The organism is Streptomyces sp. NPDC047981, from assembly GCF_040653315.1.
GTDB lineage: Bacteria > Actinomycetota > Actinomycetes > Streptomycetales > Streptomycetaceae > Streptomyces.
On record NZ_JBEZNQ010000009.1, the window covers coordinates 85931 to 100410 of the forward strand.

Annotated in this window: 12 protein-coding genes; 5 read left to right on the forward strand and 7 right to left on the reverse strand. The window is 72.8% G+C overall.

Features of this window, described 5'->3' with window-relative positions; genetic code table 11:
- Positions 1–3 precede the first annotated feature (3 nt).
- Positions 4–960 carry a deoxyribose-phosphate aldolase gene (gene deoC, locus AB0E14_RS08180; protein ID WP_362413734.1) on the reverse strand — a complete coding sequence of 319 codons (957 nt, stop codon included), beginning with the start codon at positions 958–960 and terminating at the stop codon, positions 4–6.
- Between the two features lie 233 nt (positions 961–1193).
- On the opposite strand from deoC, the gene AB0E14_RS08185 reads away from it, so the two are divergent.
- The 3 genes from AB0E14_RS08185 to AB0E14_RS08195 all read left to right on the forward strand — a co-directional run bounded on the left by AB0E14_RS08185 (position 1194) and on the right by AB0E14_RS08195 (position 4050).
- On the forward strand, positions 1194–2582 hold the full coding sequence (locus tag AB0E14_RS08185) for a hypothetical protein (protein WP_362413736.1): 1389 nt from the start codon (positions 1194–1196) through the stop codon (positions 2580–2582).
- Between the two features lie 186 nt (positions 2583–2768).
- Positions 2769–3383, forward strand: coding sequence for a class F sortase (locus tag AB0E14_RS08190; protein WP_362413738.1), 615 nt, complete (start codon positions 2769–2771; stop codon positions 3381–3383).
- 34 nt (positions 3384–3417) lie between these two features.
- The gene (locus tag AB0E14_RS08195; protein ID WP_362413740.1) at positions 3418–4050 is read left to right on the forward strand and encodes a PH domain-containing protein; all 633 of its coding nucleotides are present in this window, start codon (positions 3418–3420) and stop codon (positions 4048–4050) included.
- Between the two features lie 201 nt (positions 4051–4251).
- Here the strand turns inward: AB0E14_RS08195 and AB0E14_RS08200 are convergent, their stop codons facing one another.
- From AB0E14_RS08200 to AB0E14_RS08215, 4 genes are all read right to left on the reverse strand, one after another.
- Positions 4252–5442 (reverse strand): hypothetical protein, encoded by a 1191-nt coding sequence (locus AB0E14_RS08200; protein WP_362413743.1) that lies wholly within the window; start codon positions 5440–5442, stop codon positions 4252–4254.
- Between the two features lie 218 nt (positions 5443–5660).
- Positions 5661–7313, reverse strand: coding sequence for a phospho-sugar mutase (locus AB0E14_RS08205; RefSeq protein WP_362413745.1), 1653 nt, complete (start codon positions 7311–7313; stop codon positions 5661–5663).
- Between the two features lie 275 nt (positions 7314–7588).
- Positions 7589–8392 carry a purine-nucleoside phosphorylase gene (locus tag AB0E14_RS08210; protein WP_362413747.1) on the reverse strand — a complete coding sequence of 268 codons (804 nt, stop codon included), beginning with the start codon at positions 8390–8392 and terminating at the stop codon, positions 7589–7591.
- Between the two features lie 197 nt (positions 8393–8589).
- Positions 8590–9027, reverse strand: coding sequence for a gamma-glutamylcyclotransferase (locus AB0E14_RS08215; protein ID WP_362413749.1), 438 nt, complete (start codon positions 9025–9027; stop codon positions 8590–8592).
- A gap of 239 nt (positions 9028–9266) precedes the next feature.
- Here AB0E14_RS08215 and AB0E14_RS08220 point away from each other — a divergent pair, with 239 nt between their 5' ends.
- Both AB0E14_RS08220 and AB0E14_RS08225 read left to right on the forward strand, forming a co-directional pair.
- Positions 9267–10706, forward strand: coding sequence for an NAD(P)H-quinone dehydrogenase (locus tag AB0E14_RS08220; RefSeq protein ID WP_362413751.1), 1440 nt, complete (start codon positions 9267–9269; stop codon positions 10704–10706).
- A gap of 176 nt (positions 10707–10882) precedes the next feature.
- Complete coding sequence (locus AB0E14_RS08225) at positions 10883–11836, forward strand: DeoR/GlpR family DNA-binding transcription regulator (RefSeq protein ID WP_362413753.1); 954 nt, start codon at positions 10883–10885, stop codon at positions 11834–11836.
- Positions 11837–11929: 93 nt separating this feature from the next.
- On the opposite strand, the gene AB0E14_RS08230 is transcribed toward AB0E14_RS08225, so the two are convergent.
- Together AB0E14_RS08230 and AB0E14_RS08235 are read right to left on the reverse strand one after the other, a co-directional pair.
- The gene (locus AB0E14_RS08230; RefSeq protein WP_362413755.1) at positions 11930–12484 is read right to left on the reverse strand and encodes a helix-turn-helix domain-containing protein; all 555 of its coding nucleotides are present in this window, start codon (positions 12482–12484) and stop codon (positions 11930–11932) included.
- Positions 12485–12563: 79 nt separating this feature from the next.
- A complete protein-coding gene (locus AB0E14_RS08235; RefSeq protein ID WP_362413758.1) occupies positions 12564–14318 on the reverse strand; it encodes a biotin carboxylase N-terminal domain-containing protein in 1755 nt (584 codons plus the stop codon).
- Positions 14319–14480 lie beyond the last annotated feature (162 nt).

Consider the following 14480-nt stretch of genomic DNA (forward strand, 5'->3'; position numbering starts at 1 on the left):
TGATCAGTCCACCGTCACGTAATCGGGGCCGGAGTAGCGGCCGGTCGCCAGCTTCTGACGCTGCATGAGCAGGTCGTTGAGCAGGCTGGAGGCACCGAAGCGGAACCAGTGGTTGTCCAGCCAGTCCTCGCCGACGGTCTCGTTGACCAGGACCAGGAACTTGATGGCTTCCTTGGTGTTGCGGATGCCGCCGGCGGGCTTCACGCCGATCTGGACGCCGGTCTGGGCGCGGAAGTCGCGCACGGCCTCCAGCATCAGGAGCGTGTTGGCCGGGGTGGCGTTGACCGCGACCTTGCCGGTCGAGGTCTTGATGAAGTCGGCGCCCGCCATCATGCCGAGCCAGGAGGCGCGGCGGATGTTGTCGTACGTGGAGAGTTCGCCGGTCTCGAAGATGACCTTCAGGCGCGCGGCGCCCGAGGCCTCCTTGACGGCCCGGATCTCCTCGTAGACCTTCAGGTACTTGCCCGCGAGGAACGCGCCCCGGTCGATCACCATGTCGATCTCGTCGGCCCCGGCGGCGACGGCGTCGCGGGTGTCCGCGAGCTTCACGTCGAGCGCGGCGCGGCCGGCCGGGAAGGCGGTGGCGACGGAGGCGACCTTGACGTCGGAGCCCTTCAGGGCGGCCTTGGCGGTGGCCACCATGTCGGGGTAGACGCAGACCGCGGCGGTCGGCGGGGTCGTGCGGTCGGTCGGGTCGGGATTGACGGCCTTGGCGGCGAGCGCCCGGACCTTGCCCGGGGTGTCCGCGCCTTCGAGCGTCGTCAGGTCGATCATGGAAATGGCCAGGTCAATGGCGTAGGCCTTGGCCGTGGTCTTGATCGAGCGGGTGCCGAGGGACGCGGCGCGCGCCTCCAGGCCGACGGCGTCGACGCCGGGCAGCCCGTGGAGGAAGCGGCGCAGCGCGCCGTCGGACGCGGTCGCGTCGGCGAAAGCGGAAGCTGCGGTTGCAGTGGTGGGCATGGTCACCAGTCGAGCATATCTACGCGCGTAGCGGCCTGTACAGCCCCACCTTTTCGGAGGGGGATCCATGACGGCCGTCACGGAGCTGTGACATGGAGCGGACGGGTCCCTCATACAAGATCATTAGATTTTTTCTCAGCAGCCAGCGAGAACTCACCGGCCCCGACCGAACGAGATGTCAGCGGCATGCGGCTCTTCCTCACCCGACCTGTATCTGATTCACAGGAGTCGTTATGCGCACCGCCCTCCGCACCGCCGTCGCCACCGCCCTCCTCGCGGGCGTCGCCGTCACCCCGGCCCTGACCGCCGGAACCGCGTTCGCCGCGGACGCCAAGCCGGCGGCCGGCGCCGGGACGGCCGCCGACGCCCCGGGCACCCTCGTTCGTACGGAGACCCTCCCCAACGGCACCATCGCCAAGATCTACAAGGTCGCGGTGGCCCACCACCGCGCGGAGCTCTTCTACCAGGGCAACCCCGTCGGTGTGCTCGACGCGAACGCCCGCCCGGTCGCCGGCAACGACAACGGCGACTTCTTCGTCCTCTTCGAGGACGGCCGCACCCTGGCCTGGGAGCGGAACTACGTCCCCGGCGCGCAGCCCGGCGTCTACAAGCTCGCCGACGGCACCGTCCTCCAGCTCGCCAAGAAGGACGGCCGGTACGGCCTCCAGCTGATCGAGAACGGCAAGGGCCGCGGCTTCACCTACCTGAACGGTTTCCGCCAGGTCTGGACGTACGGCAAGGCCGTGGTCGTCCTGGAGCAGGACGGCGGGTTCGCCGCCTACATCCCCGGCTCCAAGGTCCAGGCGGCCCCGGCGCTGGTGAGCACCGAGAACCCCGGTGGCGGCCAGGGGCCCGAGACGCCCGTCGGTGAGAAGATCGGCACCCGCAAGCTCGCCGACGGCACGGTGGGCGACCTGTGGCGGCACGCCAAGGGCCACTACACGCTGGAGCTGAAGACCGCCGCAGGCAAGCCCCGCGGCAGCGTCACGGCCGGTGGCCCCGGCGGCAAGGCGGAGAAGGGCGCCCAGTTCGGCGAGATGTGGGTGACCCTCGACAACAAGGGGCAGGTCGGCTCCTGGATGAACCGGAACCTCGGCACCGACTACGCCGACAGCACCAAGGGCTGCACCGTCACCCGTGACAGCGGCTCCGCGTTCGACGAGCTGAGCCTGCAGCTCGTCAACAGCCCCTCGGGCGCGTTCGCCCGGATCCTCCACGACGACGCGGGCAAGGTGCTCGCGACCCTGACCCTCACGAAGTCGACCGCCCTCGCCGACGGTGTGTGGCTGTCGACCCTGCCCGGCGCGAAGAAGCCGATCGTGCAGATGCGCACCAGCGAGCCGGAGGAGCTCTTCACCCTCGACTTCCCCGACCTGCCGAAGGGCTGCGCCGCGGGCACCCCCGAGACGAAGCCGACCACGCCCGCCCCGGGCACGTCCGCCGGTACCTCCGGGCAGACCACCGTCGTCCCGCAGGGCGGGGTCGCCGCCGGTGCGGAGCTCGGCAGCGTGGAGAGCGCCAACGACGCGGCGCTGATGGCCTCCGGCCTGGGCGCGGCCGCCGTCGTCGCCGCCGGTCTCGGCTTCACCGTCCTGCGCCGCCGTGCCGCCGCCCGCGGCTGACCCCACTCGCCCCACCCCTGCCCCTTGACCCGAGCAGGAGCACCACCCCTGCCCCTTGACCCGAGCGAGCAGGAGCATCACCCACCCCTGCCCTTGACCCGAGCAGGAGCACCACCCCACCCCGGACCGGCCGTCGCACACACACCCCGTGCGGCGGCCGGTCGCATCCGCGCCCGGAGCCGCCCCGTGAACCGCCGCCGTACCGTCGCCCCCGTCCTGCTCGCCCTCGCGGCCCTCGCCGTGCTCACCGGCTGCGCCGAGGGCGGCGCCCCCGCCGCCACCCCGCCCGCGAAGGTCGTGGAGACCGCCTCGCCCGCGCCGGCCGCGTCCGCCGCGCCCATGCCGCGCTCGAAGCCGGTGCGGGTGCGGGTGCCGGCCGCCGGGGTCGACACCGGGCCCGTGCTCGACCTGGGGCTCGCCGCGGACGGGACCGTCGAGGTGCCGTCCGTCGCCCAGGCCGACCGGATCGGCTGGTACGACAAGGGCGTCACCCCGGGCCAGACCGGCCCCGCCGTCCTGATCGGGCACTTCGACACGGAGCGCGGCCCCGCCGTGCTCAAGGACGTCGCCAAGGTGCGGGTCGGCGACGAGATCACCGTCACCCGCGCCGACGGCACCGACGCCGTCTTCCGCGTACGGGAGCTGGAGCAGGTCGACAAGAAGGCCTTCCCGACGCAGAAGGTCTACGGCGACACCACCCGGCCCGAGCTGCGGCTGATCACCTGCGGGGGCGAGCTGGTCGACGGGCACCGTCCCGACAACATCATTCTCTACGCCGATCTGGTCACCCGAGCCGCCTGAGCCGAGCGGCGGGGGCTGAGGCAGAATCGGCACCATGACGAGCCCCCAGCCGCCCGCCGAGCCGGCCTTCGCCGACCGTGTCTTCCGTTCGCCCCTCGGGATCGCGGGCGGGGTCCTGCTGATCGGTCTCACCGCGTGGTTCTGCATCGACGCGATGGTCCGGGGCGCGGGGCGCACGCCGTGGCTGGCCCTCGCGAGTCTGCTGCTCGTCGTGCCGCTCGTGGTGGCGTTCACGATCCGCCCGGCGGTGTACGCCAACGAGGACCGGCTGCGGATCCGTAACCCCTTCCGCTACATCACGCTGCCCTGGGCCGCGGTCGCCGACGTCCGGGCCGGCTACTCCAGCGAGGTGCTCACGAAGGACGGGGGCACGTTCCAGCTGTGGGCCGTGCCGGTCTCGCTGCGGCAGCGCAAGCGCGCGGCCCGGCAGCAGGCGCGCGCCTCCCAGGACGACCCGCACGGCCGGACGTCCGTGAACGCGCGCGTGGACGACCGGGACCGGCTCGCCCCGGCCGACCAGACCATCGCCGATCTGCGGGAACTGGCCGAGCGCTGCGCGAGCCGCCCCGAGGCGCAGGGGGAGCCGCGGGTGCGCTGGGCGTACGAGATCATCGCGCCGGCGGCGGCGGGACTCGTCCTGCTGGTGATCCTGCTCGCGATCGGCTGAGGCGGGCCGGCCGGAAGGCCGCCCGCGTCTCCGACTCCTGCGCCTTCGTCCTCGCCGAACGGGGCACCCCGGGCGTGATCGTCGAACACGGCCCGACGGACGGCATGTTCGGCGCGCCCAAGGACTCCCGCACCGCCGACCACGTCAACGGCCGCTTCGGCCAGGGCGGACGCGTAGGGCCTTCACCGGGGCGTACGGCCTTCACGGCGCGCCCGCCCACACGAGCACCATGTACGCGCCCAGCCACGCCGAGGACAGCGCCGCCCCGCCGAGCACCAGGGCGGCCACCCGGCGGCGCGCCCGGCCGACCGCGAGCGCGAGCGGCAGCAGCAGCGGGAAGCCGGGCAGCAGGAACCGGGCGCGGGGGAAGTACACGCCCCCGCTGCCCAGGACCACGAGCAGCAGCACGCCCGTGAAGACCAGGAGCGGCAGCGGCTGCCGGTCGGCGAGGCAGAGCAGGAAGAGCGCGCCGGCGGCGATCATCGTGAGCGAGACCAGGACCAGGAAGAGCTGCGGATCCGGGGTGTAGACGAGCTGCCTGCGCAGCTGGCGCAGCGTCACCGAGCCGCCGTCCCAGGCGTTCCCCCAGGTCTCCTGCACGACGAAGTACCCGTCCCAGCACCCGAGCCGCAGCCCCACCCAGCCGACGTACCCCAGCCAGCCGAGCGGCGCGACCAGGGCCGCGGCGAGCGCGGGCCGGCTGCCGCGCCACGCCGCGAGCAGCCCGGCGACCGTCACCGCCGCGGCGACCGCGATCCCCGTCGGCCGGGTCAGACCCGCCGCCACCGCGAGCCCGCCCGCCCAGGCCCAGCGCCCGTCCAGGGCCGCGTAGAGCGCCCACGCGGTCAGCGCGGTGAACAGCGACTCCGTGTACCCCATCCACTGGACCAGGGCGACGGGCAGCGCGCCCCACAGGACCGCGAGGACCGTGCCCACCCGCCGCCCGTACAGCCGGTCGCCGACCGCGAAGATCCCCCAGGCGGCGGCCAGCGAGCAGAGCACCGCGAGGACCAGGCCCACGGAGGCCCGCGAGCCGGGTGTGAGGGCCGCGACCGCCTTGATCAGGGCCGGGTAGAGCGGGAAGAACGCCATCGGCCGGTGCCCGTCGGTCGGTTCGCCGGGCGGCCCGGGCGCGTACCCGTGGTCGGCGATCGCCAGGTACCACCGCGAGTCCCAGCTCGTCGCGAGCGTCGGCCAGATCCCGTCGCCCCGCAGATGCGCCCAGCGGCCGAGCACGAGCAGCCCCAGGAGGCGTACGGCCAGATAGCCGAGGAGCGCGGGCGCCGCGCGCCGCAGGGTCCCGCGCACCCGCTTCGGGAGCCGGACACCCCGCGCGGACGGTGGCCGCCGGGAGGCGGGAACGGTCGGTCGGGCGGTCAGGACCGGGGGCACTGCGGCGGCTCCAGGGAGGCTCGGCGGGACACCGGGTCACCCTGACCGGAACCACCTGATCGCGGGACGCGGGTGGGGCCGGTCGGCGTACCGAATTCACCCGTAAGGGAGGGCCGTACGGGAGGGCCGTGAGGGACGGCCTCACCGGAGGCGTACGGGAACGGGGCGGGGCCCGTACGGAAGCGCTTCCGTACGGGCCCCGGGCGGGACGCGAGCCGCTACAGGCCCGCCGCCTCCGACAGGTCGCGCTTGATCGCGGCGAGGATCTCGGCGCCCTTCGCGCGGGCCGTCGCCAGCTCGCTCGCGTCGGCGACCGGGACCACGACCTCCAGGTAGCACTTGAGCTTGGGCTCCGTGCCGGACGGGCGGACGATCACCCGGGCCTTGTGCGTGCCCTCCAGGTAGTAGCGCAGACCGTCCGTCGGCGGCAGCGACGCCGTGCCCTTCGTCAGGTCCTCGGCCGTCGTCACCGTGAGGCCCGCGAGGCGGACCGGCGGCCGCTCGCGCAGGGTGCTCATCGCGTTCGCGATGATGCTCAGGTCCTCCACGCGCACTGACAGCTGGTCCGTGGCGTGCAGCCCGTGGGCCACCGCGAGGTCGTCGAGGAGGTCCGTCAGCGTACGGTCCTGCTCCTTGAGCACCGAGGCCAGCTCCGCGACGAGCAGCGCCGCCGTGATGCCGTCCTTGTCGCGCACGCCCTCGGGGTCGACGCAGTAGCCGAGCGCCTCCTCGTAGCCGTACCGCAGGCCGTCCACCCGGGCGATCCACTTGAAGCCGGTCAGCGTCTCCTCGTAGCCGACGCCCGCCGCCTCGGCGATCCGGCCGAGCAGCGAGGACGACACGATCGACTCGGCGAAGACGCCCCGCGCCCCCTTGTGCACCAGGTGCGCGGCGAGCAGCGCGCCCACCTCGTCACCGCGCAGCATCCGCCAGCCGCCCTCGACCGAGGCGTCCGGCACGGCGACGGCGCAGCGGTCGGCGTCCGGGTCGTTGGCGATCACGATGTCCGGGTCCACGGCGCGGGCCGCCTCGAAGGCGAGGTCCATCGCGCCCGGCTCCTCCGGGTTCGGGAACGCGACCGTCGGGAACGCCGGGTCGGGCTCGGCCTGGGCGGCGACGAGCGCGGGCGGCGGGAAGCCGGCCCGGGCGAAGGCGGCCGTGACGACGTCCTTGCCGACGCCGTGCATGGCGGTGTAGACGGTCCGGACGGTGCGGGGGGAGCCCGGGGTCAGGACGGCGTCCGTACGGGCCAGGTAGGCCTCCAGGACCTCGTCGCCGAGGGTCTCCCAGCCGTCGGCCGGGCGCGGCACGTCGTCCAGCGAGCGGACCGCGTCGATCTCGGCGGCGATCTCGGCGTCGGCGGGCGGCACGATCTGCGAGCCGTCGCCCAGATAGACCTTGTAGCCGTTGTCGCGCGGCGGATTGTGGCTCGCGGTGACCTCGACACCGGCGACGGCGCCCAGATGCCTTATGGCGTACGCGAGGACCGGGGTCGGCAGCGGGCGGGGCAGCAGGGCCGCGCGCAGCCCGGCGCCGGTCATCACGGCGGCGGTGTCGCGGGCGAAGTCGGCCGACTTGTAGCGGGCGTCGTAGCCGATGACGACGAGGCCGCCCTCCTGGCCCTTGGTCTTGAGGTAGGCGGCGAGGCCCGCGGCCGCGCGGATCACGACCGAGCGGTTCATCCGCATGGGCCCGGCGCCGATCTCGCCGCGGAGGCCGGCGGTGCCGAACTGGAGCGTGCCCGCGAAGCGCGCGGCGAGCTCGTCGGTCGAGCCGCCCTCGATGAGCCGCGCGAGCTCCTCGCGGGTCTCCGGGTCGGGGTCCTCGGCGAGCCAGGCCTGGGCCCGGGCGAGGAGGTCGTCCTGCGTCACGGTGTGCCTTTCGGGGTGCGGGGAGGGTGGGTGCGGGTGGGGCGTGGGGTGCGGGGGCGGGTGCCCGCTGCGCGGAGCCTTTCCCCAACCCGCCCCTTCCCGAACTGAGGGCAAGCCCCCAGGCCCCCGTACGGCCTGCGGCCGTGTCCTCAAGCGCCGGACGGGCTGATTTCCGCCCGCAGGGCGAAAATCCAGCCCCGCTGGGGGTCCCCCCACGCCGCCAGGCGTAGGGGGAGTTCGAGGCGCGGGGTCCGGGGCGGAGCCCCGGCTACACCTCAGATGCGGTCGAGGACCCGCGTCAGGAGTTCGCCCATGCGGGCGGCCGAGTCGCGGCCGGCCTGGAGGACCTCTTCGTGGTTCAGCGGCTCGCCGGAGAGCCCGGCCGCCAGGTTGGTGACGAGGGAGATGCCCAGGACCTCGGCGCCCGCCTCGCGGGCCGCGATGGCCTCCAGGACGGTGGACATGCCGACCAGGTCGCCGCCCATGACGCGGACCATGTTGATCTCGGCCGGAGTCTCGTAGTGCGGCCCGGGGAACTGCACGTAGACGCCCTCTTCGAGGGTCGCGTCGACCTCCTTGCACAGCGCGCGCAGGCGCGGCGAGTAGAGGTCGGTGAGGTCCACGAAGTTCGCGCCGACGATCGGGGAGGCGGCCGTCAGGTTGATGTGGTCGCTGATCAGGACCGGCTGGCCGGGGCGCATGCCCTCGCGCAGGCCACCGCAGCCGTTGGTCAGGACGACCGTCTTGACGCCTGCGGCGACGGCGGTGCGCACGCCGTGGGCGACGGAGGCGACGCCCCGGCCCTCGTAGAAGTGGGTGCGGCCCAGGAAGACCAGGACGTGCTTGGCGCCGATCTTGTACGAGCGGACCTTGCCGCCGTGTCCCTCGACGGCCGGCGGCGGGAAGCCGGGCAGCTCGGTCACGGGGAACTCGGCCTCCGGAGCGCCGAGCGCGTCGACGGCCGGCGCCCAGCCGGAGCCCATGACGAGGGCCACGTCGTGGTTCTCGACTCCGGTCAGCTCGCGAAGTCGCGCGGCAGCGGCCTCGGCGGCCTCGTACGGGGTGGCAGTTGCGTTCACTGACTCTCTCGCCTCGGGGAGGGGGGGGGTCCGAGGGGAGCCCCGGACGGATTTCGTACCCGCAGCAGCCTAGCCCGAGAATTCCTACGCGCGTAGATGACGATGCTGACGGACATGCGATCGTTGTCTTGTCGTTTCCGACGAATCGCCCGGAGGCCACCCCGGTGCGCTCGTGACCGTCCGGTGGCCCGTCCCCCTCAGCACGGGCGCTTGCGCAGCTCCATCACGTAGTCGTGCGGCGCGCCCGCCGACTCCGCCGCGTCGGCGACCTCGCCCAGGTAGCGGGCGGACGGCAGCCCGCCCTCGTACGCGTTCAGGACGTACACCCAGGCCGGCTCCTCGCCGTCCAGGGTGTGCACGCGGACCCGCATCCGCCGGTAGATGTCGAGGTTGACGCCCTCCCAGCGGTCCATCGAGTCCTCGTCCATCGGCGCGATGTCGTACAGCGCGACGAAGACCTGGGAACGCGGCGCCTCGACGATGGTGGCCAGCGCTCCCTCCCAGCCCATCTGCTCGCCGCCGAAGGTCAGCCGCCAGCCGTTGAGCCAGCCCGTGCCGCGCAGCGGGGAGTGCGGGGCGCGGCGGGTCATGAGCCGCGCGTCGAGGTTGCCGGCGTACGCGGCGTAGAGCGACATGGGATCGAGGGTACGGGAGGGGAGCGGGTGTCTGCGGAAGTCCGAGGTGGGGGCCGGTACGGGCCCGGTACCGGGCAGGCCGCGGGCGTACCGGATCCGAACGGAGGCCCCGGCGCGAGTCCGCCCCCGTCGTACGGGACAATGGGGTACGCACTTGAAGCGTGCGGGACAATGGCGTACGCACTGCAGCCCAGCGGGGGGACCCCCCGGCAGAACGAGAGCGCGAGGCGTAGATCCCAGTGACCCGGATCGTGATCATCGGCGGCGGACCCGGCGGATACGAGGCTGCCCTGGTGGGCGCCCAACTCGGCGCGGAGGTGACCGTCGTCGACTGCGACGGACTCGGCGGCGCGTCCGTCCTCACCGACTGCGTTCCCTCGAAGACCCTCATCGCGACGGCCGAGGTGATGACCACCTTCGACTCCTCCTACGAGGAGCTGGGCATCATCGTCGCCGACGACACCCCGCACGTGGAGCAGGCCGCCCGCGTCGTGGGCGTCGACCTCGGCAAGGTCAACCGCCGGGTGAAGCGCCTCGCGCTGGCCCAGTCCCACGACATCACCGCCTCCGTCACCCGGGCCGGCGCCCGGGTGCTGCGCGGTCGCGGCCGGCTCTCCGGCCGGCAGGCCGTGGACGGCTCCCGTCAGGTGATCGTGACGGCCGCCGACGGCTCCGAGGAGACGCTGACCGCCGACGCCGTGCTGATCGCGACCGGCGGCCACCCGCGCGAACTGCCCGACGCCCAGCCGGACGGCGAGCGGATCCTGAACTGGACCCAGGTCTACGACCTCAAGGAGCTCCCCGAGGAGCTCATCGTGGTCGGTTCCGGTGTCACCGGCGCCGAGTTCGCGGGTGCCTACCAGGCCCTCGGCTCCCGGGTCACCCTCGTCTCCTCCCGCGACCGCGTGCTCCCGGGCGAGGACCCGGACGCCGCCGCGGTCCTGGAGGACGTCTTCCGCCGCCGCGGCATGAACGTCATGGCCCGCTCGCGCGCCGAGTCCGCCAAGCGGGTCGGCGACCGGGTCGAGGTCACCCTCTCCGACGGCCGGGTCATCTCCGGCACCCACTGCCTCATGGCCGTCGGCGCCATCCCGAACTCGGCCGGAATGGGTCTGGAGGAGGCCGGCGTCCGGCTCAAGGACTCCGGGCACATCTGGACCGACAAGGTCTCCCGCACCTCCGCCCCCGGCGTGTACGCGGCCGGTGACGTCACCGGCGTCTTCGCGCTCGCCTCGGTGGCGGCCATGCAGGGCAGGATCGCGATGTACCACTTCCTGGGCGACGCGGTGACCCCGCTCAACCTGAAGACGGTCTCCTCGAACGTCTTCACCGACCCCGAGATCGCGACCGTCGGCTTCACCCAGGCGGACGTCGACGCCGGGAAGATCGAGGCCAGGGTCGTGAAGCTGCCCCTGCTGCGCAACCCGCGCGCCAAGATGCAGGGCATCAGGGACGGCTTCGTGAAGATCTTCTGCCGCCCGGGCACCGGGATCGTGGTCGGCGGCGTCGTCGTCGCCCCCCGGGCGAGCGAGCTGATCCACCCCATCTCGATCGCGGTGGACAACAACCTGACGGTCGAACAGATCGCAAACGCTTTCACCGTGTACCCCTCCCTGTCGGGCTCGATCGCCGAAGTGGCACGTCAGTTGCACACCCGAAAGGCGACCGGCGAAGCCTGATCACCCGAGATCACCCCTCTCGCCTGGGGTGATCTGGACAACCCCCGGCAAGGGGGGACATAGAACGATCAACGACGGGGCCTCCCATACCACTTGGAGGCCCCGTCTGTGCGCATCTTCTGCAATTCGGCGCATAGTGCTGAAAAGTTCCGGCCGCTCACGTTACTGTCAGTTTTGTGTTCGCTGCAGAACGTCGTCAGTTGATCCTCGAAATGGTGCGCGCCAACGGAGCCGTGTCGCTCCGGGAGCTCGCCCGCGTCGTCCAGACCTCAGAAGTGACCGTACGGCGAGACGTGCGGGCCCTTGAGGCAGAAGGACTCCTCGACCGCCGGCACGGCGGTGCGGTACTGCCGGGCGGCTTCACGCGAGAGTCCGGTTTCCCGCAGAAATCCCATCTCGCGACCGCGGAGAAGACGGCCATCGCCGATGTCGCGGCGAGCCTTGTCGAAGAGGGCGAGGCCATCGTCGTCGGCGCCGGGACGACCACGCAGGAGCTGGCCCGCCGGCTCGCCCGCGTGCCCGGTCTGACCGTGGTCACCAACTCCCTGCTCGTCGCCCAGGCGCTGGCCCACGCCAACCGGGTCGAGGTCGTCATGACCGGCGGCACGCTGCGTGGCTCCAACTACGCGCTGGTGGGCAGCGGGGCCGAGCAGTCCCTCCAGGGGTTGCGGGTCTCCCGGGCCTTCCTCTCCGGCAGCGGTCTGACCGCCGAGCGCGGCCTGTCCACGTCGAACATGCTCTCCGCGAGCGTCGACCGGGCCCTGGTGCAGGCGGCGGCCGAGGTCGTGGTCCTCGCCGACCACACCAAGCTCGGCACCGACACCATGTTCCAGACGGTGCCGACGGACGTGATCACCCGCCTCGTCACCGACGAGCCCCCGGCGCACGACGACCGGGCGGCGACGGAGCTCCAGGCGCTGGCCGACCAGGGCGTGCAGATCGCCGTGGCCGGTACGGGCGCGGGCGGTGACCAGGTCCCCCCGCCCGGACGCCCCCGCCGCGACGTCCCCCTCCCGGGACAGCGGGCCGCCCACCCGGGTGGCCGGCTCCGCAGCGCGGGCGGGGCACTGACCAGTGACGTGCTCGCCCCCGAGCGCGCGGCCCGGGTGGCGGACATGCGGCGGCGCTGACCGCGGCTCCGACGTCGAGGGGTCCCTCCCCCAGGGGGCCCACGGGGGCCACGTGTGCCACGGAGGCCACGGGTGCCGGTCGGTACCCCCGGCTCAGGGCAGCAGGCCCCGTACCGTCAGCTCCAGCAGCCGGTCGGCCAACTCCGGGTCCTCCGGCGACTGTTCGGCCGCCAGCGCGATGGCGTTGGTCAGCCGCATCAGATCGCCGATCGACACCTCCTCGCGTACCGTCCCCGCCTTCTGCGCCCGGGACAGCAGGGCCTCGCCCGCCGCGTGCAGAGGGACACCGCACTGCGCGAGCGCCGAACGCGCGTCCCGCGAACCCGACATGGCCGGCATCAACGCCCGGGACAGCCCGCGGTACTCACTCGCATGAGTGATCAGGCAGCGCAGCCACTCCACGAGCGCCGGGCACGGCTCCTCGGCCTCCGCCAGCTCCCGGCCGCGCTGCAGCAGCGCGGCGAGCGCCTCCTGGAAGACCGCGTTGATCAGTGCCTCGCGGGTGGGGAAGTGCCGGTAGAGCGTGCCGATGCCGACCCCCGCCCGGCGCGCGATGTCCTCCAGCGAGGCGTCCGTGCCGTGTTCGGCGAAGACGGCACGGGCCTCGGTCAGCAGCCGTTCGTGGTTGCGGCGCGCGTCGGCACGCATGGGGCCTTCCCTCCGGATACGGGCGAAGGGCCCACCGGCGGTGCGCCTGCGGGCCCTTCGTACAGCTGGGGTGCGGTCGTCAGTCCTTGATCTCGCAGATCGCGGCGCCCGAGGTGATGGAGGCGCCGACCTCCGCGGAGAGGCCCTTGACGGTGCCGGAGCGGTGCGCGTTCAGCGGCTGCTCCATCTTCATGGCCTCCAGGACGACGATCAGGTCGCCCTCCTTGACCTCCTGGCCCTCCTCGACGGCCACCTTGACGATGGTGCCCTGCATCGGGGAGGCCAGGGTGTCACCGGACGCCGTCGGCCCGGACTTCTTCGCGGCGCGGCGCTTCGGCTTGGCGCCGGCGGCGAGGCCGGTGCGGGCCAGGGTCATGCCGAGGGAGGACGGCAGGGAGACCTCGAGGCGCTTGCCGCCGACCTCGACGACGATCGTCTCGCGACCGGCCTCGTCCTCGTCGGCGTCGGCACCGGCGGGGGCGAACGGCTTGATCTGGTTGTCGAACTCGGTCTCGATCCAGCGGGTGTGGACCGTGAACGGGTCGGCGGTGAAGGCGGGGTCGGTGACGACGGCCTGGTGGAAGGGGATGGCGGTGGCCATGCCCTCGACCTTGAACTCCGCGAGCGCGCGGGCGGCACGCTGCAGGGCCTGCTCGCGGGTGGCGCCGGTGACGATCAGCTTGGCCAGCAGGGAGTCCCAGGCGGGGCCGATGACGGAGCCGGACTCGACGCCGGCGTCGAGGCGGACGCCGGGGCCGGAGGGCGGCGCGAAGGTGGTGACGGTGCCGGGGGCCGGGAGGAAGTTGCGGCCCGGGTCCTCGCCGTTGATGCGGAACTCGAAGGAGTGACCGCGCATCGCCGGGTCGTCGTAGCCGAGTTCCTCGCCGTCGGCGATCCGGAACATCTCGCGCACGAGGTCGATACCGGTGACCTCCTCGGTGACCGGGTGTTCCACCTGGAGGCGGGTGTTGACCTCGAGGAAGGAGATCGTGCCGTCCACGCCGACGAGGAACTCCACCGTGCCGGCGCCGACGTAGCCGGCCTCCTTCAGGATGGCCTTCGAGGCGGCGTACAGCTCCTCGTTCTGCGCGTCGGACAGGAACGGGGCCGGGGCCTCCTCCACCAGCTTCTGGTGGCGGCGCTGCAGCGAGCAGTCGCGGGTGGAGACGACGACGACGTTGCCGTGGGTGTCGGCCAGGCACTGGGTCTCGACGTGGCGGGGCTTGTCGAGGTAGCGCTCGACGAAGCACTCGCCGCGGCCGAAGGCGGCGACGGCCTCGCGGACGGCGGAGTCGTACAGCTCGGGCACCTCTTCGAGGGTGCGGGCGACCTTCAGACCGCGGCCGCCACCACCGAAGGCGGCCTTGATCGCGATCGGCAGCCCGTGCTCCTCGGCGAAGGCGACGACCTCGTCCGCGCCGGAGACCGGGTCGGGCGTGCCGGCGACCAGCGGGGCACCGGCGCGCTGGGCGATGTGCCGGGCGGCGACCTTGTCACCGAGGTCCCGGATCGCCTGCGGCGGCGGGCCGATCCAGGTCAGACCCGCGTCCAGGACCGCCTGCGCGAAGTCGGCGTTCTCGGAGAGGAAGCCGTAACCGGGGTGGATCGCGTCCGCCCCCGAGTCCTTCGCGGCCGCGAGCACCTTGGCCATGTCCAGATAGCTGGCCGCCGGGGTGTCACCGCCCAGGGCGAACGCCTCGTCGGCCGCGCGGACGTGCAGCGCGTCCCGGTCCGGCTCGGCGTAGACGGCTACGCTCGCGATCCCCGCGTCCCGGCACGCCCGGGCCACGCGGACAGCGATTTCGCCACGGTTGGCGATGAGCACCTTGCGCACGATGGCTCCCTCCTTGAAAACAAGCTGAGTTTAGGGACTACCGACACGGCCTTTCGACCCGTCCCCAGTGGTGAGCTTGCCCACACGGAGCGTGATACGAGGCGTTCGGGGTCATGAAATCCCTTGTCGTACCACGGTACGCAGGACTCCTCTACGGCACAG